Source organism: Methylobacterium sp. M6A4_1b (assembly GCF_053345175.1).
The window spans coordinates 1-22,379 of the sequence record NZ_JBKEZQ010000012.1; the positions used below are offsets into that span (position 1 = coordinate 1).

General features: G+C 71.6%; 20 protein-coding genes. 12 read left to right on the plus strand and 8 right to left on the minus strand.

Translation table 11 applies throughout. From position 1 onward, the window contains the following. Window position 1 precedes the first annotated feature (1 nt). Entirely contained in the window at window positions 2-1,690 is a 1,689-nt protein-coding gene (locus ACLBWX_RS13330) for a HAMP domain-containing methyl-accepting chemotaxis protein (RefSeq protein WP_447677541.1), read from the minus strand. A gap of 368 nt (window positions 1,691-2,058) precedes the next feature. On the opposite strand from ACLBWX_RS13330, the gene ACLBWX_RS13335 reads away from it, so the two are divergent. Continuing rightward, on the plus strand, window positions 2,059-2,415 hold the full coding sequence (locus ACLBWX_RS13335) for a hypothetical protein (protein ID WP_447677542.1): 357 nt from the start codon (window positions 2,059-2,061) through the stop codon (window positions 2,413-2,415). An 18-nt stretch (window positions 2,416-2,433) separates the two neighbouring features. Here the strand turns inward: ACLBWX_RS13335 and ACLBWX_RS13340 are convergent, their stop codons facing one another. Then, a complete protein-coding gene (locus ACLBWX_RS13340; protein WP_447677543.1) occupies window positions 2,434-3,060 on the minus strand; it encodes a TetR/AcrR family transcriptional regulator in 627 nt (208 codons plus the stop codon). Window positions 3,061-3,271: 211 nt separating this feature from the next. Here ACLBWX_RS13340 and ACLBWX_RS13345 point away from each other — a divergent pair, with 211 nt between their 5' ends. After that, complete coding sequence (locus tag ACLBWX_RS13345) at window positions 3,272-6,685, plus strand: acyl-[ACP]--phospholipid O-acyltransferase (RefSeq protein ID WP_447677544.1); 3,414 nt, start codon at window positions 3,272-3,274, stop codon at window positions 6,683-6,685. 302 nt (window positions 6,686-6,987) lie between these two features. Then, window positions 6,988-7,389, plus strand: a complete 402-nt coding sequence (locus ACLBWX_RS13350; RefSeq protein ID WP_447677545.1) for a hypothetical protein — start codon at window positions 6,988-6,990, stop codon at window positions 7,387-7,389. A gap of 13 nt (window positions 7,390-7,402) precedes the next feature. Here ACLBWX_RS13350 and ACLBWX_RS13355 read toward each other — a convergent pair whose 3' ends face one another. Further along, a complete protein-coding gene (locus ACLBWX_RS13355; RefSeq protein WP_447677546.1) occupies window positions 7,403-8,587 on the minus strand; it encodes an aminotransferase class I/II-fold pyridoxal phosphate-dependent enzyme in 1,185 nt (394 codons plus the stop codon). A gap of 222 nt (window positions 8,588-8,809) precedes the next feature. On the opposite strand from ACLBWX_RS13355, the gene ACLBWX_RS13360 reads away from it, so the two are divergent. Both ACLBWX_RS13360 and ACLBWX_RS13365 read left to right on the plus strand, forming a co-directional pair. Continuing rightward, a complete protein-coding gene (locus ACLBWX_RS13360; RefSeq protein WP_018046001.1) occupies window positions 8,810-9,193 on the plus strand; it encodes a response regulator in 384 nt (127 codons plus the stop codon). 50 nt (window positions 9,194-9,243) lie between these two features. Beyond that, window positions 9,244-9,777: a protein phosphatase CheZ gene (locus ACLBWX_RS13365; RefSeq protein WP_447677547.1), complete on the plus strand. Its 534-nt coding sequence runs from the start codon at window positions 9,244-9,246 to the stop codon at window positions 9,775-9,777. Here the strand turns inward: ACLBWX_RS13365 and ACLBWX_RS13370 are convergent, their stop codons facing one another. Together ACLBWX_RS13370 and ACLBWX_RS13375 are read right to left on the minus strand one after the other, a co-directional pair. Next, window positions 9,778-10,692 carry a TIGR01459 family HAD-type hydrolase gene (locus ACLBWX_RS13370; protein ID WP_447677548.1) on the minus strand — a complete coding sequence of 305 codons (915 nt, stop codon included), beginning with the start codon at window positions 10,690-10,692 and terminating at the stop codon, window positions 9,778-9,780. Between the two features lie 88 nt (window positions 10,693-10,780). Continuing rightward, a complete protein-coding gene (locus ACLBWX_RS13375) occupies window positions 10,781-12,244 on the minus strand; it encodes an EAL domain-containing protein (RefSeq protein WP_447677549.1) in 1,464 nt (487 codons plus the stop codon). A gap of 236 nt (window positions 12,245-12,480) precedes the next feature. On the opposite strand from ACLBWX_RS13375, the gene ACLBWX_RS13380 reads away from it, so the two are divergent. The 3 genes from ACLBWX_RS13380 (at window position 12,481) to ACLBWX_RS13390 (ending at window position 15,503) form a co-directional block, all read left to right on the plus strand. Beyond that, window positions 12,481-12,702, plus strand: a complete 222-nt coding sequence (locus ACLBWX_RS13380; protein ID WP_056472567.1) for a heavy-metal-associated domain-containing protein — start codon at window positions 12,481-12,483, stop codon at window positions 12,700-12,702. Window positions 12,703-12,933: 231 nt separating this feature from the next. Further along, on the plus strand, window positions 12,934-14,607 hold the full coding sequence (locus ACLBWX_RS13385; RefSeq protein WP_447677550.1) for a formate--tetrahydrofolate ligase: 1,674 nt from the start codon (window positions 12,934-12,936) through the stop codon (window positions 14,605-14,607). Between the two features lie 218 nt (window positions 14,608-14,825). Beyond that, on the plus strand, window positions 14,826-15,503 hold the full coding sequence (locus ACLBWX_RS13390; protein WP_447677551.1) for a spermidine synthase: 678 nt from the start codon (window positions 14,826-14,828) through the stop codon (window positions 15,501-15,503). Between the two features lie 7 nt (window positions 15,504-15,510). Here the strand turns inward: ACLBWX_RS13390 and ACLBWX_RS13395 are convergent, their stop codons facing one another. The 3 genes from ACLBWX_RS13395 to ACLBWX_RS13405 all read right to left on the minus strand — a co-directional run bounded on the left by ACLBWX_RS13395 (window position 15,511) and on the right by ACLBWX_RS13405 (window position 16,829). After that, a complete protein-coding gene (locus ACLBWX_RS13395) occupies window positions 15,511-15,726 on the minus strand; it encodes a hypothetical protein (RefSeq protein ID WP_447677660.1) in 216 nt (71 codons plus the stop codon). Between the two features lie 124 nt (window positions 15,727-15,850). Further along, window positions 15,851-16,165, minus strand: a complete 315-nt coding sequence (locus tag ACLBWX_RS13400; RefSeq protein WP_447677552.1) for a hypothetical protein — start codon at window positions 16,163-16,165, stop codon at window positions 15,851-15,853. 94 nt (window positions 16,166-16,259) lie between these two features. Further along, window positions 16,260-16,829, minus strand: coding sequence for an N-acetyltransferase family protein (locus tag ACLBWX_RS13405; protein ID WP_447677553.1), 570 nt, complete (start codon window positions 16,827-16,829; stop codon window positions 16,260-16,262). A gap of 245 nt (window positions 16,830-17,074) precedes the next feature. Between ACLBWX_RS13405 and zapE the strand changes: the two genes are divergently transcribed. From zapE to ACLBWX_RS13425, 4 genes are all read left to right on the plus strand, one after another. Continuing rightward, window positions 17,075-18,310, plus strand: a complete 1,236-nt coding sequence (gene zapE, locus ACLBWX_RS13410) for a cell division protein ZapE (protein ID WP_447677554.1) — start codon at window positions 17,075-17,077, stop codon at window positions 18,308-18,310. Window positions 18,311-18,720: 410 nt separating this feature from the next. Further along, the gene (locus ACLBWX_RS13415) at window positions 18,721-19,200 is read left to right on the plus strand and encodes a (2Fe-2S)-binding protein (RefSeq protein WP_447677555.1); all 480 of its coding nucleotides are present in this window, start codon (window positions 18,721-18,723) and stop codon (window positions 19,198-19,200) included. 17 nt (window positions 19,201-19,217) lie between these two features. Beyond that, window positions 19,218-21,560, plus strand: a complete 2,343-nt coding sequence (locus ACLBWX_RS13420; protein WP_447677661.1) for a molybdopterin cofactor-binding domain-containing protein — start codon at window positions 19,218-19,220, stop codon at window positions 21,558-21,560. Between the two features lie 369 nt (window positions 21,561-21,929). After that, window positions 21,930-22,322, plus strand: coding sequence for a hypothetical protein (locus ACLBWX_RS13425; protein ID WP_447677556.1), 393 nt, complete (start codon window positions 21,930-21,932; stop codon window positions 22,320-22,322). Window positions 22,323-22,379 lie beyond the last annotated feature (57 nt).

Here is a 22,379-nt window from a genome sequence, read left to right on the forward strand (position 1 = left end):
CTCAGGCGGCGCGTACGGTGGCGAGGAAGCGCTGGACCTCGGCGCTGAGATGCTCGGACTGGCGCGACAGCTCGGAGGCGGCGCCCAGCACCTGGGCGGCGGCCGCGCCCGTCTCCTCGGCCGCGCCGGCCACGCCCGCGATGTTGGTCGTCACCGCCCCCGTGCCCTGCGCCGCCTGGGCCACGTTGCGCACGATCTCCTGGGTCGCCGCCCCCTGCTCCTCCACCGCCGCCGAGATCGAGGTGGCCACGCCGCTGATCTCGCGGATGCGCGCCGCGATCCCGCCGATCGCCTCCACCGCCTGGCCCGTCGAGCCCTGGATCTGGGCGATCTGCCCGCCGATCTCCTCGGTGGCCCGCGCCGTCTGGTTGGCCAGCTCCTTGACCTCGGCCGCCACCACCGCGAAGCCCCGCCCCGCCTCGCCGGCCCGCGCCGCCTCGATGGTGGCGTTCAGCGCCAGCAGGTTGGTCTGGCCCGCGATCGAGGTGATCATCGTCACCACGTCGCCGATGCGCGCCACCGCCGTGTTGAGGGTCTGCACGAAGGTGGCGGTCTGGGCGGCCTCGGCCACGGCGGTCTGGGCCATGGCGGCCGAGTTGCTGACCTGGCGGCCGATCTCCTGCACCGAGGAGCCGAGCTCCTCGGCCGCCGCCGCCACGGTGTTGACGTTGCAGGCCGCCTCGTCGGCGGCCGCGGCCACGCTGGTGGACTGGTTGGCCGTCTGGGTGGCGGTGCCGGCCATGCTCTGGGCGGTGGCCTGCAGCTCGGTGGCCGAGCTCGTCACCATGCTGATGATGCCGCCCACCGCCCCCTCGAAGCTCTCGGCCATCGCCCGCATCGCCGCCTTGCGCTGCGCCTCCGCCCCGGACCGCGCCAGAACCGTCTCCTCCTCGAGACCCCGCATCCGGATCAGGCCGTCCTTGAACACCTGAACGGCGTCCGCGATGGTGCCGATCTCGGTCCGGGCGCCCTGGTGCGGGATGGTCGCGGAGAGATCGCCGCCCGCCAGCGCCTGCATGGGTCGGACGACGGCGCCGATGCCGCGCGTGACGCCGCGGATGATGACGAAGGCGGACGCGGCCGACAGGACCAGCGCCAGCACCATCGCGACCAGGCCAACGGTCTGGGTCTGCTCGAAGGTGGCCTTGCTGCGGGCCTGCGCCTGGGTGGCGCCGTCGTTGTTGAGGGCCGTGAGCTTCTCGAGGGCGCTCGACGCGGCGCGGCGCACCGGCAGGCCCTTGCTCTCGTAGAGCTCGAAGGCCTGGGTCTTCTGCCCGCTGCGCGAGAGATCCATGATGGCCTGGCGCACCGGCAGGAAATTGGCCGCCTCGCGCAGGTAGCTGTCGTAGAGGGCGCGCTCCGCCGGTGAGGCGATCATCGGCTCGTAGATCGCCCGGCGCTCGCCCAGCATCTTGTCGAAGCGCACGAGGTCCGCCTCGATCGATGCCGCGAGTTTCGGGTCGGTGGCCTGGGTGTGCCGAAGGACGACGGCGCTGATGCGAGCCGTGACGGTGTCGATCTCGCCCAGGACCCGGATGCTCGGCAGCCAGTTCGTCTCGATCTCGAGGCTCTGCTCGCGCATGCGCTGCGTGCCGAGGAGCCCAAGGAAGCCCAACCCCACCGCGAAGAGCGTCAGCAACGAGAAGGCCGCGATCAGCCGGGCGCGGATGGACACATTCTGGAAGGACACGACGGACCTCGTTCGGGAAGCCGCCCTGGCTCGACTTACATGCGGGGCAGGAGACGAGGTTGCTCAGAGAATCCTTAAAAGATTACGCGCCAATACCGTCACTCTACTTCTGATTGCATGTCTCCAGCCCATGCAGGCACCGCTTTGGTCGGACGGCATCGCGATGTCCTGAATTCATCCCGCGATTCTCGATTCACCTTCGGTCCCCTTTCCCGGGGCGTTTCCTTTCGAAAGGATCGTCGGCCTCCCCGGATCGACAGATCGGTCCGCCAGGGAACCCATTCGGCCGTCCTCCGCGTCGCGATACTTCTACAAATTGAATCGATTGCCTCACGGGTTCGTGATCGCCGCGCGGCAGGATGGCTCCGATGACCATCGATCCCTTCTCTCCGCGCAACCTCGCCGCGGTCTTCGCCCTGGGCGGGCTCGGCACGATGATGCTCGCGCCGGAACCGAGCTGGCACTCCGTCGGCATCGGCCTCGCCTGCCTCGCGGCCTTCGGGGTCCTGTCGCTCCTCCCCTCGTCCCGGCCGGGCGGGGATGAGACCGAGACGGCGGCCGCGTACCGGAGCGGCCGGCGGAAGGGGGCGGAGCGGCGCGCGCGCGAGGCTCCGCCGGGGCCGAACCCCGGCAGCCCGGGGCCACCGGCCCCGCGCGGCCTCAACGACCCCCATCCGGCCCTGTTCAAGGGCCTGCGCACCCGCCACAGCGGAACCTCGCGCTGAGTCTCCGGCCGGAATCGCTCACGCGTCCGGCCGGCTCGGCGCTCCGAGAAACCGGCGGATCAGCAGGCGCGCCAGGTCGCGGGGCGATTCCGGGGTCAGCACCGCGAGCTTGCGCGAGGTCGAGAGGGAAGCCAGTCCGTGCAGGGCGGCCCAGAGGGTGGCCACCGCCTGCCGGCGCTCGTCCGGGTCGGGGATCATCGGCGCGAGCACGCGGGCGACGAGATCGGTCGTCTGCCCCAGGGCCTCGGCGTACCAGTCCGGGAAGGCGCTGTCCGGCGCGATCTGGTGCTCGTAGACGAGGCTCCAGACCTGCGGGTCCGCGGCGACGAAGGCGAGGTAGGCATCGGCAAGGGCCAGGGCCTTGTCCTGCGGCACCGCATCGGCGGCCACCGCCGCCTCGAGGGTCGCCTGCAGGCGCGCCAGGGTGCGGGCATTGACCCGCATCGTCACCGCGTCGAGGTCGCCGACGGCGTTGTAGATCGAGTTCGGTGCGTAGCCGATGGTGCTGGCGAGGCGCCGCATTCCGAGGCCCCGCAGTCCCTCGCGCCGGACCAGCCCCTCCGCGGCCTTCGTCACCAGGGCCAGGAACTCGTCGCGATTGTGCTCGCCGCGCGGACCCGTCCCGCGCTTCTCCACCCGCGCCATCGCCACTCCCGCTCCGCTGCCTCTGGTTCCGAAGGATGTCGCCGGTGCGCCGCCGCACGGGCCCGCCGCCAGGATTGTACGCCGTGCAATCTCGCTGTTGAACCCGATCTGCGGCGACGATATGTTTTGAACGACGTTCAAAGAGCGTCCGGTTCACCATTTGACGCTACCGCCGCGTGCGGGCAGTCATGCGTCGTCCGAGGAGACTTTCATGTTTCGTACCTTGATGACGACGCGCCGGTTCGCACCCCTGTTCTGGTGCCAGTTCTTTTCGGCCTTCAACGACAACTTCCTCAAGAACGCCCTGGTGTTCCTGATCCTGTTCAAGGTGGGCGGCGAGGGCGGCGGCTCGCCGATGCTGGTGACCCTGGCGGGCGCGGTCTTCATCGGCCCGTTCTTCATCCTGTCGGGCCTCGGGGGCCAGATGGCGGACCGCTACGACAAGGCCCTCATCGCCAAGCGGCTGAAATTCGCCGAGATCTTCGGTGCCGCCGCCGCCGCGCTGGGGTTCTGGATGCACTCCGTCCCGGTGCTGTTCGTGGCGCTGGGCCTGTTCGGCACGATCGCGGCCCTGTTCGGGCCGATCAAGTACGGCATCCTGCCCGACCACCTGCGCCGGGACGAGCTCACCGCCGGCAACGCGCTGGTCGAGGCCGCGACCTTCCTCGCCATCCTGCTCGGCACGATCGTGGCGGGGCTGGCCACCGCCATGGGCGGCGGCGCGCTCGCCTTCAGTTCGATGATCATGGTGTTCGCCGTCCTGTGCTGGCTCTCGGCCCGGGCGATCCCGTCCACCGGCGAGGCCGCCCCGACCCTGCGGGTCGACCCCAACGTCGCCCGCTCCACCGGTGCCCTCCTGCGCGACCTGTGGGGCGACACCCGGCTGTGGCGCGGCTCGCTCATCGTGAGCTGGTTCTGGCTCGTGGGCGCCGTGGTGCTGTCGCTGCTCCCCGTGCTGGTGCGCCAGAGCCTCAACGGCTCCGAGACCGTGGTGACGACCCTGCTCGCGGTGTTCTCCATCGGCATCGCGGTGGGCTCGGGGCTGGCCTCCTGGCTCGCCAGCGGCCGCATCGTGCTGCTGCCTACCCCCATCGGCGCCCTGCTCATGGGCGCGTTCGGCCTCGATCTCGCCTGGACGGTGGCGCACCTGCCCCCGGTCTCGGGCGATCCCGCCGGGGCCCTCGCCTTCCTCACCACCGGCACGGGTCTGCGCGTCACGATCGACCTGTTCGGCCTCGCGGTGGCGGGCGGCCTCTACATCGTGCCCTCCTTCGCGGCCGTGCAGGCCTGGACCGACAAGGACAAGCGCGCCCGCGTCATCGGCGCCGTCAACGTGCTCACCGCCGCCTTCATGGTGACGGGGGCGCTGGGCCTCGCCGGCCTGCAGGGCGCCGGATGGTCGATGACCGCGCTCCTGGCCCTGCTCGGCGTGCTCAACCTCGTGGCGGGCGTGATCATCCTCGCCGTCCTGCCGACGAGCGCGTTCCGCGACTTCCTCTCGATCCTGTTCCGGGCCTTCTACCGCCTGGAGGTGCGCGGCCTGGAGAACGTCGAGAAGGCCGGTCCGAACGCCATCGTCGCGCTCAATCACGTCTCCTTCCTCGACGCGCCGCTGGCCCTCTCGCTCCTCGACCAGGAGCCCGTCTTCGCCGTGGACCACGGAATCGCGCAGCGCTGGTGGGTGAAGCCGTTCCTGGCGGTGACGAAGGCGATGCCGCTGGATCCGACCCGTCCGCTGGCCACCCGCACCCTGATCAATGCGGTCAAGAACGGCGAGACGCTGATCATCTTCCCCGAGGGGCGGCTCACCGTCACCGGCAGCCTGATGAAGGTGTATGACGGGGCCGGCCTCATCGCCGACAAGTCGGGCGCCATGGTGGTGCCGGTGAAGATCGAGGGCCTGGAGAAGACGGTCTTCTCGCGCCTGTCGAAGAACCAGGTGAAGCGCCGCTGGTGGCCGAAGGTCACCGTCACGATCCTTTCGCCGGTGGCCCTTACCGTGGACCCGGCCCTCAGGGGCAAGGCCCGTCGGCAGGCGGCGGGCGCCGCGCTCTACGGAATCATGTCCGACCTCGTCTTCCGCACCACGGATATCGACCGCGGCCTGATGCAGGCTCTGATCGAGGCGGGCGACCGCCACGGCTGGCGCCGCACGGCCGTCGAGGATCCCACCGGATCCTTGAGCTTCTCCCGCCTGGTCATGGGCGCCAACATCCTGGGTCGCAAGCTGCAGGGGCTCGGCGCCCCGGGCAAGCCGCTCGGCGTGATGCTGCCGAACGCCAACGGCGCGGCCGTGACCCTGTTCGCCCTGGCCTCGGCCGGACGGGTGCCGGCGATGATCAACTTCTCGGCGGGCGCCGCCAACATCCTGTCGGCCTGCAGAACGGCCGAGGTCGACACCGTCCTGACGTCCCGCGCCTTCATCGAGAAGGGCCGGCTCGGCGCCCTCGTCGAGGCCATCAAGGGCGCCGTCACCCTGGTCTACCTCGAGGACATCCGCGCCGGGATCAGCACGGGCGACAAGCTCCGGGGCTTCCTCGCCAGGCGCGCGCCCCTGGTGGCCCGGCGCGGGGACGACCCGGCCGCGATCCTGTTCACCTCCGGCTCGGAGGGGGCGCCCAAGGGTGTGGTTCTGGCCAACCGCAACATGCTCGCCAACACCGCGCAGGTGGCCGCCCGGATCGATTTCGGGCCGACCGACAAGGTGTTCAACGTGCTGCCGGTGTTCCACGCCTTCGGCCTGACGGCGGGCCTGGTGCTGCCCCTGGTCTCCGGGGTTCCGGTCTACCTCTATCCCTCGCCGCTCCATTACCGGATCGTGCCGGAGCTCATCTACGGCTCCAACGCCACCGTCCTGTTCGGCACCGACACCTTCCTGTCGGGCTATGCCAAGACCGCCCATTCCTACGACCTGCGCTCCCTGCGCTACGTCGTGGCCGGCGCCGAAGCGGTGAAGGATTCCACCCGCAGGACCTGGGGCGAGAAGTTCGGCCTGCGCATCCTCGAGGGCTACGGCGTCACGGAGTGCGGACCGGTGGTCGCCCTCAACACGCCGATGTTCAACCGCTTCGGCACGGTCGGCCGGCTCCTGCCCGGTCAGGAGTGGCGCCTCGAGCCGGTACCCGGCATCGAGGCGGGCGGGCGCCTGGTCCTGCGCGGACCCAACATCATGCTGGGCTACCTGCGGCCCGAGCGCCCCGGCAGCATCGAGGCGCCCCCCGAGGGCTGGCACGATACGGGCGACATCGTCGCCGTCGACGCCCAGGGCTTCGTCACCATCAAGGGCCGGGCCAAGCGCTTCGCCAAGATCGCGGGCGAGATGGTGTCGCTCGCGAGCGTCGAGGCGATCGCGGCCGAGCTGTGGCCGGACACACCGAGCGCCGTCGCCGCCGTGCCGGATGCCCGCAAGGGCGAGCGGCTGGTTCTGTTCACGGAGGCCAAGGACGCGACCCGGGCCGCCTACCAGAGCTTCGCCAAGGGCAAGGGCGCGCCGGAGATCGCGATTCCCGCCGAGGTGGTGGTGCTGGAGCGCGTGCCCATGCTGGGGACCGGCAAGGTCGATCAGGTCAGCGTGGTCAAGCTCGCGCGCGAGCGCGCCGCCGGCGAAGCGCCCGCGGCGGCCTGAGCCGGGGCTCCGTCACGGGTCCGGGCGCCGGATCCCGGCTGTCCGGATCTTCGTCCGGCCCGAGGTCTCGCGCGACCGGCGGCGGGCCGTGGCGCCTCGGACATCGCCGCTCGGAGGTCGGTTTGGGACGCCGAGACAACAGATATGGACTCCCAGACCAAGCAATCGGCTCAACCCGGCGTCGGGATTGACTATGTTGTTGCATACGCTGCAGGACCCGAATGCCGGGCCGCGCGGCGGGTCGGGATCACGGGTGCGCGCGGCGTGCCGCGCTGGATCTCGCGCAGATGGCAACAGGCGAGATGACCGCTGACATTCGCACGATTCGATCCCCCCGCGTCCGGCCCGGCGACGACGCGTCCGGCCTTCCGGACGCCACGGCGGTCGCCCGCCCCGTCGTGCTCGCGCGCATCGCCCTGCCCGCCGACGGCAACGCCCAGAATTCCCGGGGGAGACTCAAGGTTGTGACGGAAAAGACCCATCCCGAAGCCTTCGGCCACGACGCGCCCGCCGGCGAGGCCCGCCCCGGGGACGAGGCAGCGGAGACCGGCGAGAGCAAGTCCGCTGTGCCGATCGTGCGCCGCCGCGGCCCGCTGGTCACGCGCTGGATCGGGTTCTCGGCCCAGCGCCGGCGGGCGCGGGAGCGCTCGAACCAGCTCCAGGCCAGGCATCGCGGGGCCGGCGAGGCCCGCTCCAACTCCTGAACCCACATCCGGCTCAGGGCTCGCGAGCGCCCTGCGGGCCGATGCCGAGCGCGCGCAGGGCATCGGCGAGGCCGTCGACCTGATCCGCCTCGTGCGCCGCCGAGAACGCCACCCGCAGCCGGGCCGTGCCGGGTGGCACCGTGGGCGGACGGATCGCCACGACGAGGTAGCCGCGCGCCTCCAGGGCGGCCGAGAGCGCCAGGGCCGCCTCCGCCGCCCCGACCAGGACGGGCACGATGGGGCTCGCCGCCTCGGGCAGGCCGAGCCGCGCGGTGAAGCGGCGGGCCAGGGCCAGGGGCCGGGCCGCCCGCTCGGGCTCCGCCTCGATGATCTCGAGGGCGCGCAGGGCCGCCGCCGCCGAGGCGGGCGGGAGGCCCGTGGTGTAGACGAAGCTGCGGGCGCGGCTCGTCATCAGGTCGATGACGTCGCGCGAGGCGCAGAGATAGCCGCCGTAGGAGCCCAGCGACTTCGACAGGGTGCCCATTTCGAGGGGCGCCCGGGCACCCGCCTCCACCACGCCGAGGCCGTGGGCATCGTCCACCAGGGTCCAGGCATCGTGGGCGGCGGCGAGTTCCAGGATGGCTTCGAGGGGCGCGCGGTCCCCGTCCATGCTGAAGACCCGCTCGGTCAGGATCAGCGCCCGCCCGTGCCGGCCCCGACGCGCGGCGAGGATGTCCTGCAGGTGGCCGAGGTCGTTGTGGCGGAAGCGCAGCATCGTCGCCCCCGAGACCTGCGCGCCCGCGAACAGGCAGGAATGGCCGAGCGCATCGACGAGGACGAGATCCTTGGCGCCGGCCAGGGCCGGCACGATGCCGAGATTGGCCATGTACCCGCTGCCGAACACGAGGGCCGCATCCTTGCCCTTGTGAGCGGCGAGCCGGGCCTCCAGGGCGGACAGGACGGGATGGTTGCCGGTGACGAGGCGGGAGGCTCCGGCTCCGGCCCCGTGGCGCGCCAGCGCCTCCTGGCCGGCGGCGATCACCCGGGGGTCGTCGGAAAGGCCGAGATAGTCGTTGCAGGAGAACGAGACGAGGCTCCGCCCGGCGCGACGCGCGACCGGCCCGGGACCGCGGGCGGTGTCGACGAGACGGCGGCGCAGGGCGCGCGCGTCGAGGTCGGCCAGGGTCTCCCGGGCGAAGGCGTCGAGACTGGACGGCGAGGAATCGGCGGTGTCGGGCAGGCGCGGAGCGAGGGACATGCCGTCCGCATGGGTGCGAGGGCGACGGTCTTGTCAAGGCGAACGCGGTGCATCTCCGCCACGCCGGGTCACGCGGAAGGCTGGACCGCCGGGCAGTTAACCGCTTCGCAATGCGATGCTGCGTAGTTTCATCGCCAAGGGGCGCCCAAACCTTGGCGCTCCGGCCCATTCTGGAGGGCCGTGCCCCGGCACGGGCCTTCCCCCGACGGAGCACACCGACCCATGGCCCTCGATCTCGGCATGCCGATCCTCGTCGTCGACGATTATCAGACGATGGTCCGTATCATCCGCAACCTGCTCAAGCAGCTCGGCTTCGAGGAGGTCGACGACGCCTCCGACGGCACCGCTGCCCTCGCCCGGCTCAAGAACCGCAAGTACGGCCTCGTGATCTCCGACTGGAACATGGAGCCGATGACCGGTTACGAGCTGCTGCGCCACGTCCGCGCCGACGAGGCCCTGCGCACCACCCCGTTCATCATGGTCACCGCCGAATCGAAGACGGAGAACGTCATCGCCGCCAAGAAGGCGGGCGTGAACAACTACATCGTCAAGCCGTTCAACGCCGCGACGCTCAAGAGCAAGATCGAAGCCGTCTGCGGCGCCTGATCGATCCGGAACGCAGACCAGGAACACCGTATTCGGGGAGCCGGGAGCCCATGGCACTCGCCAAGCAGGCGCGGACGTCGAGACCCGCGCCGGATAAGCCGTCCTTGATCCGCGAGCTTGTCGAGATCGCGGACTACATCGCCCACCTGCGCAACGAAATCGCTGCGCTGCGGGCCAACGAGCTCACTCGGGACCGCCTGCCGATGGCGCACGAGGAGCTCGGCAGCGTGGTGGCCGCCACGGCGGGTGCCACGAACGCCATCATGAACACGGCCGAGGAGATCCTCGGCCTGCCTGACGACCGGAACTACCGCGCCACCGTCGAGGCGCGGATGAACGACATCTTCGAGGCCTGCACCTTCCAGGACATCACCGGGCAGCGCATCGCCAAGGTGGTGGAGGCCCTGCGTCAGCTGGAAAGCCGGCTCTCGCGCTTCGCCAACGCCGTCAAGGCCCGGGACGAGGGCGGCATCGACCCGGAAGAGGTCGAGCGCCGGGTCCGCAACGAACTCCTCATCCTCAACGGCCCGCAGCTCCACGGCCCGGCCGTCGCCCAGGACGAGATCGACGCGCTGTTCGCCTGATCACCAGACCAGGCGCTCGATCACCGCGTCCGGCCGGACCGCCTGGCGGTCGAGCCAGCCGGCGATGTCGCCGAGGGTCGCGTGCGCCGCGGAGACGCCGAGTTCCTCGGCGTGGATGCCGCGGGCCACCAGCAGGCTGGGAATTCCGAAGGCAGACGCGCCCGCGATGTCGGTGCGCAGGGCATCGCCGATGGCGAGGACCCGGGCCGGCTCCGGCGGTGCCCGGTCGTCGAGGCCGCCCGCCAGCGCCAGCGCCGCTTCGTAGACGGGGCGATGGGGCTTGCCCGCATAGGTCACGGCACCGCCCATCGCCGCATAGGCTTCCGCGATCAGTCCCGCACAGGGGATCAGCTCGCCCCGGCGTTCCACCACGAGGTCGGGATTGGCGCAGATCATCGGCACGTTCCGGGCCCGCATCGCCTCCAGCGTCCCACGGTAATCCTCGGCGGTCTCGCAGGTATCGTCGAACAGGCCGGTGCAGACGACGCGCTCGGCCTGCGCCACCGCGACCAGGGTCACGTCGAGGCCATCGAAGATCGTGGCGTCGCGTTCCGGCCCGAGGTGGTGGAGGCGCGCCCCGGGGCGATCCGCGATCAGGCTGCGCGTCAGGTCGCCCGAGGTCAGGATCGCGTCGTAGGCGCCGCGGGGCACGCCGAACCCGTCGAGGATCGCCTGCACGCCGGCCCAGGGACGCGGCGCGTTCGAGACGAGGACCACCCGGCGCGGACGCCCGGCCTCCGGCAGGGCGCGGAAGCGGATCAGCGCGTCGCTGGCCCCCCGGTGCGCGTGGGTGCCGTCGTGCAGCACGCCCCAGACATCGCACAGAATCAGGTCGTGATCCGCCGCGATCGCGGCGAGGCCGTCCAGGGTCGGGACGGGCCGGGGCGCAGCGGGGCGTGCGGGCGTATCGGGCATGCGGCGGGCCTCAACCTGTACGGCGGACGTGGCGGGGAGCGCGGTCCGGTTAGGCGGGACGTCCGCGAAAATCAACGCCGCACGGGTTTCAGCCGGCCCGGCGCAGGAAGTCGCGGAAGGGCCTGCGCTGGGGCGGGGGCTCCGGATCCTCGTTCGGCGGACCCGGCTCGGGCGCCGGCGGGGCCGCGTTGAGCACCTCGGCGCGCACCACCCGGGCCGGCGCGAACACGCTGCCCTGGGCCAGGGGCACGTCGAGTTCGATGAGGTCGGGCACGTCGGTCTCGCGCTCCACCCGTTCGGCGACGAGCCGGATGCCGGCGCGCGCCAGGGAGGCCACGAGGTCCTCGAGGGCGATGTCGGGCATCGCCTGGCGCGAATCCGGGCGCAGGAGCAGGTCCGCCGGGATCTTCACCTGCGCGACCCCGCGGTCGGCCAGCGCCAGGGGATCGAGGCGCAGGTCGAGGGGCCGGTCCAGGATGAAGCCGATGCGGCCGCGCAGGTCGGCCAGCGCGCCGGCCTGCTCGGCGTCGAGGCTGCGCCAGCTCACCTGAGGCAGGGCCAGCATGACCCGGCCCGACAGGTCCGGCGTGCCCTCGACGAGGCGGCCCAGGGAGCGCAGGAAGCCCGGCTCGAACAGGGAGCGCGGCGACAGGCCGTAGGCGACCGCCGCCTGGCTGCCCCGTCCGGCGAGGTGCTGCGCGATGGTGGCGACGCGCTGGATCATGCGGCGGTCGAGATCGGTGGTCCGCCCGTGGCGCTCCAGCACCGGCACGAACGCCTCCGGCATCAGGGTCTCGCCGGCCAGCCGCAGGCGCGCCATCGCCTCGTAGGACACCACCTTGCGCTGGGGCAGCGACACGATGGGCTGGAGGTGGACCTCGAGGCCGGCCGCGTCGAAGGCGGCGATCAGCGCGGCATCGCGCTCGGGGTCCTGGGCCGGGGCGTCGGCCCGGGACAGAGCCCGCGGCGTCCAGGGGGCGACCGGGGTCGGGTCCGCGCGGCGGGGTGGCGCCGCCTCGAAGCGGGGTTCCCCGCGCAGATCGGGATCGGGGGCGATGACCCGCGGCGCCGGACGGAGCGGGGGTGCGGCCGGCGGGGCGACCGGAGCCGGAGCGGCCTTGAGGCCGGCGATCTCGCCGTCCTGCGCCGCGACCACGGCCGCGAGTTCGCGCACGATGCCGCTGAGGAGGCCGATCTCGGCCGTGACCTCCTCGAGGCCGGCGCTGAGGTCGCGGCTGTCCGGACCGGGCGCGGATGCGCCCGCAGCCGTTCCGGCATCGACGGCGCGGACCTGCTGCTCGGCCAGGGCGCGGGTGACCGTCTCCAGCCGGACTAGGCGCTGCGAGAGCACGTCGACCTCGCCCGACAGCTTCTCGCAGCGGGCGTTGAGCGTGCCGGCCCGGCGATGGGCGACGAGGGCTGCCGCCAGCCCGATCCCGGCCAGCCCGAGGCTCGCCCCGAGCGGGGAGAAAACCGCCAGCGGCCCGAGGAGACAGAGCCCGAGCAGAATGAGGGCCCACAGGCTCGTACGCCGGCCGACGATCCGGGCCATCGGAGTCTTCGATCCTCGAAACCAGGGGACATAGGGGTGCCGTTCCGGCCTCGGCCGGTCCGCAGCCCTTTTGTTGCCGAGACGCCGCTGTCCCACAAGCCATGGGCCGGCCCTGGAAACGGATTTTCCCGAACTGTGACTTGCGGTTCCGGTCCTCGGCGCTGCGGCGCAGCTTGCATCGACGGGTCCGAGCGCCACAATGCGCGTCGCGGAACGAGAAGCCCGGAGCGAACCTCATGGACGCGACGCCATCGGACCTCCTGATGCAGGTGGAGGGCATGACCTGCGACGGCTGCGCGGCGGCGGTGCGCCGGGCCATCCAGCGCCTCGATCCCGAAGCCCGGGTCGCGGTCGACCTCGACCACGGCCGCGTCGCGGTGACGACGACCGCCCAGGCCCTGAGCATCGCCGAGGCTCTGACCGAGGCCGGATACACGGCCAGTGCCATGACGGGCTGACGGAGATCTGATCCCAAACAAATTTTTGCCTGCAAATTCAAAATTTCCGACGCGCTTTTGCTTGTCCGTTCACGCAAACTGATGCGATCGATGATGCGTGGCCGTTCGGCCGATCCGCACGGCCCAACGTCGGCGGATCCGGTCCTGGCGGCAGACGACGAACGCCAGCGGACGGGATGCGGCCACGTACCGGTCCCGGGCGCACAAGAACAATCCGGGAGAAACGCAACCATGCCCTCAGATATCGAGATCGCGCGCGCGGCCACGCTTCAGCCGATCACCGACGTGGCCGCCCGGATCGGCATCCCGGACGACGCGCTGCACCATTACGGCCGGCACATCGCCAAGATCGACCACGCCTTCATCAAGTCCCTGGAGGCCAAGCCCGAGGGCAAGCTCGTCCTCGTGACGGCGATCAGCCCGACGCCGGCCGGCGAGGGCAAGACCACCACCACGGTCGGCCTCGCCGACGCGCTCAACCGCGTCGGCCAGAAGACGGTGGCCTGCCTGCGCGAGCCCTCGCTCGGCCCCTGCTTCGGCATGAAGGGTGGTGCCGCCGGCGGCGGCAAGGCCCAGGTCGTGCCGATGGAGCAGATCAACCTGCACTTCACCGGCGACTTCCACGCCATCACCTCGGCGCACAGCCTGGCGGCCGCCCTCATCGACAACCACGTCTACTGGGCCAACGAGCTCAACATCGATGTCCGCCGCATCCATTGGCGCCGGGTGGTCGACATGAACGACCGGGCCCTGCGCGCCATCACCCAGTCGCTGGGCGGCGTCGCCAACGGCTTCCCGCGCGAGGACGGCTTCGACATCACCGTGGCCTCCGAGGTCATGGCGGTGTTCTGCCTCGCCCGTGACCTCGACGACCTCGAGGCGCGCCTCGGCCGCATCGTCATCGCCGAGACCCGCGACCGCAAGCCCGTGACGCTCAAGGACGTCAAGGCCACGGGCGCCATGACGGTGCTCCTGAAGGACGCCCTGCAGCCCAACCTCGTGCAGACCCTGGAGGGCAACCCGGCCCTGATCCATGGCGGCCCCTTCGCCAACATCGCCCATGGCTGCAACTCGGTGATCGCCACCCGCGCCGGCCTCAAGCTCGGCGACTACGTGGTCACGGAGGCCGGCTTCGGCGCCGATCTCGGCGCGGAGAAGTTCATCGACATCAAGTGCCGCCAGGCGGGCCTGAAGCCCTCCGCGGTGGTCATCGTCGCCACCGTGCGCGCCCTCAAGATGCATGGCGGCGTCTCGAAGAAGGAACTCGGCTCCGAGAACCTCGACGCCCTGGAGAAGGGGTTCGCGAACCTGGCGCGCCACGTCGCCAACGTGCGCAGCTTCGGGCTGCCCGTCGTCGTCGGCGTCAACCACTTCTACGCCGACACCGATGCCGAGCACGCCAAGCTGAAGGAGCTGTGCCGGGACAGGCTCCAGGTCGAGGCCATCACCTGCAAGCATTGGGCGGAGGGCGGCGCCGGCGCCGAGGCACTCGCCCATGCGGTGGTCAAGCTGGCGGAGGGCGAGCAGAAGCCCCTGACCTTCGTCTACGAGACCGAGACCAAACTGACCGACAAGATCCTCGCCATCGCCACCAAGCTCTACGGCGCCGGCGACATCCAGGTGGAGTCGAAGGCCGTCACCAAGCTCGCCCAGTTCGAGAAGGACGGCTACGGCCACCTGCCCGTCTGCATGGCCAAGACCCAGTACTCGTTCTCCACCGATCCGAGCCTGATGGGCGCCCCCTCGGGCCACCTCATCGCGGTGCGCGACGTGCGCCTCTCGGCGGGGGCCGGCTTCGTCGTGGTGATCTGCGGTGAGATCATGACCATGCCGGGCCTGCCCAAGGTCCCGGCCTCGGAGGGCATCCACCTCGATGCCGACGGGCAGATCGAGGGGCTGTTCTAGCCTGCAAGAACCCTTCCCCCCTCTGCGGGGGAGGGTGGTCGCGGAGCGACCGGGTGAGGGGCAGCGCGCGATCCGGACCGGTCGCCCCCGCTCGCGGGACTTCGCCCCGGCCCACCTGCTCCGCGAAGGGGGAGGGCCGGCGTTGCGGTATGGCGTGATCCGGTGCGCCGCCCGTGCTAGCCGGGTCGCATGACCGCCCCTCGCCCCGAGCCCCGCCCGTGATCCCCTGGGTCGTCCTCGACACCGCGCCGATTCCCGGCGGCACGGAATCCCTGCGCCTGCTGCAGCGCGGCACCGAGTTCTCGATCCAGCTCGGCCACAACGAGCTGATGAACAGCCGGCTCAGCGGCTCCGAAGAGGCGCTCGCGACCCTGGCCGCCGAGCGGCTCGGGACGCGGGCGAATGCCTGCTGGCTGATCGGCGGCTACGGCATGGGCTTCACCCTCCGGGCCGCCCTCGACGCGCTGCCCGGGGAGGCTCGGATCGTGCTGGCCGAGCTCGTGCCGGCGGTGCTGGACTGGGGTCGCGGCCCCCTGGCGGAGATCTCCGCCGCGGCGCTGTCGGACCCCCGCGCCGAGGCGCGGGTGGCCGATGTCGCCGAGGTGATCCGCGCCGGGCGCGGCCGCTACGACGCGATCCTGCTCGACGTCGACAACGGTCCCGACGGCCTGACGCGCCGCGCCAACGACCGGCTCTACGACGCCGCGGGCCTCGCCGCCGCGCGAGCGGCGCTGCGTCCGGGCGGCGTCCTGGCGGTGTGGTCGGCCCATCCCGATCCCGCCTTCACCCAGCGCCTGGCGCGGGGCGGCTTCCGGGTCGAGGCGGTCGGCGTCCGGGCCGGGCGCGCGCGCGGCGCGCGCCACACCATCTGGCTCGCCGAGCGGCCGGCCCGGTAGCGGGACCTCAGGCGGAGGCGCGCCCGCGCTCGCGCTGCCGGCTGAGGCGGGTGGCGCCGTAGATCTCGGCGAGATGGCGCCGGGCGGCCTTCACCGGGGCTTCGTTCCGCTCGTCGCAGGCGGCCCTGATGACGCGCAGGGCATCGGCCACGGAGCGCTCGAGACGCGCCTCGGCCGGCCGGCTCGATGGGCGGGTGGTGTGGGAGGTCTCGCTCAGGTCCATGTCTACGCCCCGCATCGGCGAGCCCGTCCTCTGGCGGAACGGGTCTCGGCCGGGAGCATCGGCAGTGGGCGGGGCGGCAACATGGCAGCTTGGCCGTATGACCCCGTGAGGGGCGGCGCCGGTCTCAGTCGCGGCCCTGGCCCTCGTTGAACTTGTCGCGGCAGGTATAGCCGACGAAGCACTTCGGGTCGTCCCGGGTGATCTCCCAGGACGGCTGGGTGGTTTCCGGCAGCGGGCAGAACCCGCCGTCGCGCACGAAGCGCGCATAGGTCACCGGCCCCGTACTCAGCACGATGGCGCCGGCCCGGGCCACCAGGGCGGAGGCCTCGGCGCAGGTCATCGCTCGGGTATCGGGGCGGGCCTGGGCCTGGGCGACGCCCGGCAGGAGGACGATGCCGGCGAGGAGGGCGGACAGGCTCCGCCGCGAAACGTCGATCATGATGTGCCCTCGGCCGTCGCGGGCGGGAGGAGCCCGGCCGGACGGTGTGTCGTGGGCGACGATAGCCCCGGGACGAGGGCCGGAAAAGGCGCGCTCACGCCGCCGTGAGGGCGAGGGTGAAATCCACCGCCTCGGTGACGCCCTCCTGCCACAGGGAGGCCGGGGTCGGGCGCGCGAGGTGGAGCGCGCCGTCCGCCTCGCCGCCGGTGATGCGTAGGTCCGCGCCGACCTTGGCGGCCAGGCCCCGCATCGGCCGGTTCCAGGGCAGGCAGCGCACATGCAGGTCGCGCACGCCGCGATTGCGGGCGGCGGCGGCGATGCGGCCGAACAGGGCCTGACCGAGGCCGTTGCGGCGAAACGCCTTCTCCACGGCGAAGGCGGCCTCCGCCTCCGTGCCGAGGGCGAAGCCGGGCGGCGGCGCGGAGGCGGGCCGCAATTCGCCCAGGCCCCGCAGGGTGCCCTCGACGAAGCTGCCGTACATCAGGCCCTCGGCGCCCATGGCGTTGCGCGCATAGGCGACGGCGGCCGCGTCGCTCAGGGCGCCCATGAAGCGGCTGGCGCGGGTCTCCGGATCGAGCCGCAGGAAGTAGGCTTCCACCGCCGGGCCATCGTTGGGCCAGAGGCGGCGGATGAGCGGGTGTAGGGTCGGATGCGTATCGGGCATCGGGTGCCGGTCTCCGGTTTCAGGGCGCGCGCGGCGCGCCGGTTCCGGGCGTAGCCTCCCTCAAGGCCCACCAGATTTGGCATCGCTGCCATGTTTGTGCAATGCAGCAAATCGACCGGCAGCCGCGCGTCCGGCGCCGGAACGGTTTCCGGGGCTTGATCCGGCGTGGTGACCGCGTCAGACCGGCGGGCCCGCCGGCCGCTCGGTCCCGAACCCGATCCCTTCGCGAACAGGTCGCCCACGCCGTGAACGCCCCCTTTCCTCCGGGTTCCGAGCCGTCGAGCCAGGCCAAGGCCGGCGCCGCGTCCCCGGGTCCGGTCGCCGACCGCTACGAGGCCCTGGTCCGCGCGGCCGCCATCGAGCGCGACCCGGCGCAGATCCATCTCGTGCGCGCCCTCGACCGGCTGGTGCTGGAACTCGGCCGGCGCAAGCGCGCCCGCAAGGGCAGCGCCCTCGGCTGGCTGTTCGGTCGGCGGGACGACGCCGCGACACCGCCGAAGGGCCTCTACATCTGGGGCTCGGTGGGGCGCGGCAAGACCATGCTGATGGACCTTTTCCACGAGGCCGCCCCCGAGCCGAAGCGCCGGGTGCACTTCCACGGCTTCCTCGCCGACGCGCACGAGCGCATCCACGCCCACCGCCAGGCGCTGAAGGCCGGCACCGCCAAGGGCGACGATCCGATCCCCGTGGTCGCCGACGCCCTGGCCGACGAGGCGACGCTGCTCTGCTTCGACGAGTTCACCGTCACCGACATCGCCGACGCGATGATCCTCGGCCGCCTGTTCGGCGCCCTGTTCAAGCGCGGCGTGACCGTGGTGGCGACCTCCAACGTCGAGCCCGACCGGCTCTACGAGGGCGGCCTGAACCGCGCCCTGTTCCTGCCTTTCATCGCCGAGCTGCAGGAGCGGGTCGACGTGCTGCGCCTCGATGCCCGCACGGATTTCCGGCTGGAGAAGCTCGGGGGGGCCTCGGTCTACCACGTCCCCGCGGATGCGGCGGCGGAGGCCGCCCTGGCGGCCGCCTTCAAGGGTCTCACCGGCAAGGCGAAGGGCCGGCCCGCGACGCTGCGGGTGAAGGGCCACGACGTCCCGGTGCCCGAGGAGACCGGCGGCGTCGCCCGCTTCGGCTTCGCCGACCTCTGCGCCCGGCCCCTCGGCGCCTCCGACTACATGGCGGTGGCCCGCGCCTTCCACACGGTGATCGTTTCCGACATCCCCGTGATGGGACCGGAGAACCGGAACGAGGCCAAGCGCTTCATCACCCTGGTCGACACCCTCTACGACGGGCACGTGAAGCTCGTCGCCTCGGCCGCCGCCGAGCCGCAGGACCTCTACACGGCCACCGAGGGCCGCGAGGCCTTCGAGTTCGACCGCACGGTCTCAAGGCTGATCGAGATGCGCTCGTCGGAATACCTCGCCCTGCCGCATGGCGCCGGTGATTCCGAGGCGTCGGGCGCCAGCACCGGCCTCGTCGAAACCTGAGGGAATACGGACCGGACCAGGCAATTCTTCTTGGGTCGGGCCGATGCGTGAGCGAGTGAACGTGCGAAACCGTGCCTCGGATCACACCATCGTCTTCGGCTCGTGCGCAACAGCACATGGAAGCCGGATCGGCGAATCCGTGACGGATGAGGGTGGGGCTGTCCGGTTGCGCCGCAACGGACCGCGCGTTTAATTGTATTCATTCCGAGGTACGGGGCGTGGGGGCTTCGTGCGCTGCGACGGCTCTCCCGAGAGAGCTGGATCCGCCGCCGTGCCTCAGGACCCATCCGGGGGGCGGCCAACGCCCCCGAACGCCCGACATGTGACCCCGACGGCTTCCCGCCGGTTGACGGATTGGCGTGACGCCGATCCCGACCGGCCCGTGGCCTGATCCATGACAGGATACACCGATGATCAAACTGACCGTGAACGGAGCTGAACGCAGCTTCGACGGCGACCCCGACATGCCGCTGCTCTGGTACCTGCGCGACGAGGTCGGGCTCACCGGAACCAAGTTCGGCTGCGGGCAGGCCCTCTGCGGCGCCTGCACCATCCATGTCGGCGGCACGGCCGTGCGCGGCTGCGTCACCCCCGTCTCGGCCGCCGAGGGGCAGGCCGTCGTCACCATCGAGGGCCTGTCCCCCGACGGCAATCATCCGGTCCAGGTCGCCTGGCGCGATCTCAACGTGGCGCAGTGCGGCTACTGCCAGTGCGGGCAGATGATGCAGGCGGCCTCCCTCCTCACCGATACCCCGAAGCCCACCGACGCGCAGATCGACGAGGCGATGAGCGGGAACCTGTGCCGGTGCGGCACCTACCCGCGCATCCGCGCCGCGATCCATCAGGCCGCTGGCCAGCAGCCGACCGCGAACAAGGGAGAGCGCCTGTGATCCACGACGCGCAGACCATGGCGGGCGACGCCACGCTTCCGGCCGAGGCCGGCTCCACCCCGACGGCGCTGGCGCAAAGTGCGCTCGCCAATGTCAGCCGCCGCGCCCTGCTCGGCGGGATGGGCGCCCTCGTGCTCGCCCTGTCCTGGCGGGATTCGGCCCAGGCCGAGGACAAGAAGGACGAGCCGAAGAAGTACGGCGCCGACGCCATGCCGCATGGCTGGCAGGACGATCCGAAGGTGTTCGTCGCGATTGCCCCCGACGGCACCGTGACGGTGACCTGCCACCGCTCCGAGATGGGTCAGGGCGTGCGCACCTCCATCGCCCTGGTGGTGGCCGACGAGCTCGAGGCCGACTGGTCGAAGGTGAAGATCGCCCAGGCCTGGGGCGACGAGGTTCGCTTCGGCAACCAGGACACGGACGGGTCGCGCTCGCTGCGCCACTTCTTCCCGCACCTGCGCCACGCGGGCGCCGCGGCCCGCGCCATGCTGGTCCAGGCCGCCGCCAAGCAATGGGGCGTGCCGGCTGGCGAGGTGAAGGCCGAGAACTCGGTTCTCACCCACGCCAGGTCGAAGCGCACGATCGGCTACGGCGAGATTGCGGCGGCGGCGGCCGAACTGCCGGTGCCGGCCCGCGAGAGCGTGACGCTCAAGAAGCAGGACGCCTTCCGCTACATCGGCAAGGGCAAGATCGGCCTCATCGACAACCACGACTTCACCACGGGCCGCGCGATGTACGGCATCGACACCCGCCTCGACGGGATGCTGTACGGCCTGGTCGCCCGCCCCGCCGTCTATGGCGGCAAGGTGGTGAGCTTCGACGACACGGAGGCGAAGAAGGTCCCCGGCGTCGTGAAGATCTTCAAGATCGACGCGCCCGAGATCCCGTCCGAGTTCCAGCCCGTCGGCGGCGTCGCGGTCGTCGCGAAGAACACCTGGGCGGCGATGAAGGCCCGCGAGGCCCTGAAGATCACCTGGGACGACGGCCCGAATGCCGGTTACGATTCGGTCGCCTTCCGGGGCGAGTTGGAGAAGGCGGCGCGTGCCCCCGGCAAGGTCGTGCGCGACCAGGGCGACGTGGCCGGCGCCATGGCGAAGGCCAAGACCAAGGTCGAGGCCGAGTACTTCGTGCCTCACCTCGTCCAGGCCCCGATGGAACCGCCGGCCGCCACCGTGCGGATCAAGGACGGATTCTGCGAGGCCTGGGCCAATACGCAGGCCCCTCAGGCGACCCATGATCGGCTGGCCAAGAAGCTGAACCTCCCCGCCGACAAGGTCCGGGTGAACGTGACGCTGCTCGGCGGCGGCTTCGGCCGAAAGTCGAAGCCCGACTACGTGCTGGAAGCCGCCCTGTGCAGCCAAGCCGTCGACGGTGCCCCGGTCAAGCTGATCTGGACCCGCGAGGACGATCTCCACCACGGCTACTACCACACCATCTCGGTGGAGCGCCTGGAGGCCGGACTCGACGACAAGGGCATGCCGGTCGCCTGGCTGCACCGCTCGGCGGCGCCCACCATCGGCTCGATCTTCGCCCCCGACCCCAAGCACGAGCTGCCCTTCGAGCTCGGCATGGGCCTGACCAACACCCCGCTGAACATCCCCAACATCCGCCTCGAGAACCCGGCGGCGGATGCCCATGTGCGCATCGGCTGGTTCCGCTCGGTCTCGAACATCCCGCACGCCTTCGCGATCCAGTCCTTCGTGGCCGAGCTCGCGCATGCGGCGGGCAAGGATCCGAAGGAATACCTGCTCGCGCTGCTCGGCCCCGACCGGGTCATCGACCCGACGAGCATCAGCGACGTCTGGAACTACGGCGAGGATCCGGCCCGCTACCCCATCGATACGGGGCGCCTGCGCCGGACCATCGAGGCGGCCGCCAAGGGCATCGGCTGGGGCCGGAAGATGGAGAAGGGCACCGGCCTCGGGATCGCCGGCCATTACAGCTTCGTCACCCACACGGCGGTGGCGGCGGAGGTGGCGGTCGGTCCCAAGGGCGAGGTGCGGGTCAAGCGCGTCGACATCGCCGTCGATTGCGGGCCGCAGGTCAATCCGGAGCGGATCCGTTCGCAGATGGAGGGCGCGGTCGTCATGGGCATGGGCCTCGCGCTCTCGGCGGAGATCACCTTCAAGGACGGGCGCGCGCAGCAGAACAACTTCGACGGCTACGAGATCACCCGCATCGACGCGGCGCCGAAGGAGATCCACGTCCACCTGCTGCCGAATCCGGACTTCACCGCGCCGCTCGGCGGCGTCGGCGAGCCCGGCGTGCCCCCCGTGGCCCCGGCGATCGCCAACGCGATCTTCGCCGCCACCGGCCGGCGCATCCGGCAGCTGCCCATTCGCGATCAGCTGAGCGCCTGATCGGGTATCGCCCTCCCCTGCCTGGGCAGATCCCCTACCTGGGCAGATCCCCTGCCCGGGAACGTCCTCTGGCTAGGAAGGGTACCGGGGCGCAGGACGGCCACCCGCCGTCCTGCGCCCCGATTCGTCTCCGGCCGTCGTCTCTCGCCGGTCGCCCCGCAGGGGGCGACGCGCTCCCGGCGAGCCGAACTCCGTCGTCGTGTCGTACCCATGGGGGCTGCGTCGGCGGGTGTTCTCCCGTTTTCGCTTCTTCCGCCCTCGCATTTCCCGCTCCGCGAAGGGAGCCCGGCCTCGCCCCCGTGGGTTGACCCCGCGACGCAGGCGGCCCGGTCGGGCCGGCCCCACCTTCCGAATCAAGGACAGCAATCGATGACGCGTTTCGTGTGGCCCGTTGCCGGGTGTCTCGCCGCCGGTCTCCTCGCCGCGGGTGCGGCGCCCGCCCTCGCCTCTCCCTGCGGCGACCGGATCGCGACGCTCGAGGGGCCGGTGAAGGATCTGGCCAAGGAGGCGATTTCCGCCAACACCAGCGGCAAGGCCGCGGCCAGCGCCCGGGGCGGCCAGGGTGTCACGGGAAGCGGCGGCGGCGCCTCGGCCGAGGCCGCCCCCCCGGAAAAGTCGGCGGAGGCCGGAAAGGGCGGCGACAAGGCGCTGCAGGCGAAGGTGGCCCTCGACGAGGCGCGTACCGCCGACAAGAAAGGCGATGCCAAGGCCTGTGGCGAGGCGGTGGACCGGGCGCAGAAGCAGGTGGACAGCGCGCCCTGAGACGCGGCGCCGGCAGAGTGCCGGGGAAGCGCTGGCCCCGTCGCTCAGGGGCCGGCG

Excerpts from the sequence above, each read along its gene's own strand:
- ACLBWX_RS13335 (WP_447677542.1), top strand. The coding sequence starts at position 2,059 with ATGACCATCGATCCCTTCTCTCCGCGCAACCTCGCCGCGGTCTTCGCC.
- ACLBWX_RS13340 (WP_447677543.1), bottom strand. The coding sequence starts at position 3,060 with ATGGCGCGGGTGGAGAAGCGCGGGACGGGTCCGCGCGGCGAGCACAAT.
- ACLBWX_RS13345 (WP_447677544.1), top strand. The coding sequence starts at position 3,272 with ATGTTTCGTACCTTGATGACGACGCGCCGGTTCGCACCCCTGTTCTGG.
- ACLBWX_RS13350 (WP_447677545.1), top strand. The coding sequence starts at position 6,988 with ATGACCGCTGACATTCGCACGATTCGATCCCCCCGCGTCCGGCCCGGC.
- ACLBWX_RS13355 (WP_447677546.1), bottom strand. The coding sequence starts at position 8,587 with ATGTCCCTCGCTCCGCGCCTGCCCGACACCGCCGATTCCTCGCCGTCC.
- ACLBWX_RS13360 (WP_018046001.1), top strand. The coding sequence starts at position 8,810 with ATGGCCCTCGATCTCGGCATGCCGATCCTCGTCGTCGACGATTATCAG.
- ACLBWX_RS13365 (WP_447677547.1), top strand. The coding sequence starts at position 9,244 with ATGGCACTCGCCAAGCAGGCGCGGACGTCGAGACCCGCGCCGGATAAG.
- ACLBWX_RS13370 (WP_447677548.1), bottom strand. The coding sequence starts at position 10,692 with ATGCCCGATACGCCCGCACGCCCCGCTGCGCCCCGGCCCGTCCCGACC.
- ACLBWX_RS13375 (WP_447677549.1), bottom strand. The coding sequence starts at position 12,244 with ATGGCCCGGATCGTCGGCCGGCGTACGAGCCTGTGGGCCCTCATTCTG.
- ACLBWX_RS13380 (WP_056472567.1), top strand. The coding sequence starts at position 12,481 with ATGGACGCGACGCCATCGGACCTCCTGATGCAGGTGGAGGGCATGACC.
- ACLBWX_RS13385 (WP_447677550.1), top strand. The coding sequence starts at position 12,934 with ATGCCCTCAGATATCGAGATCGCGCGCGCGGCCACGCTTCAGCCGATC.
- ACLBWX_RS13395 (WP_447677660.1), bottom strand. The coding sequence starts at position 15,726 with ATGGACCTGAGCGAGACCTCCCACACCACCCGCCCATCGAGCCGGCCG.
- ACLBWX_RS13400 (WP_447677552.1), bottom strand. The coding sequence starts at position 16,165 with ATGATCGACGTTTCGCGGCGGAGCCTGTCCGCCCTCCTCGCCGGCATC.
- ACLBWX_RS13405 (WP_447677553.1), bottom strand. The coding sequence starts at position 16,829 with ATGCCCGATACGCATCCGACCCTACACCCGCTCATCCGCCGCCTCTGG.
- ACLBWX_RS13415 (WP_447677555.1), top strand. The coding sequence starts at position 18,721 with ATGATCAAACTGACCGTGAACGGAGCTGAACGCAGCTTCGACGGCGAC.
- ACLBWX_RS13420 (WP_447677661.1), top strand. The coding sequence starts at position 19,218 with ATGGCGGGCGACGCCACGCTTCCGGCCGAGGCCGGCTCCACCCCGACG.
- ACLBWX_RS13425 (WP_447677556.1), top strand. The coding sequence starts at position 21,930 with ATGACGCGTTTCGTGTGGCCCGTTGCCGGGTGTCTCGCCGCCGGTCTC.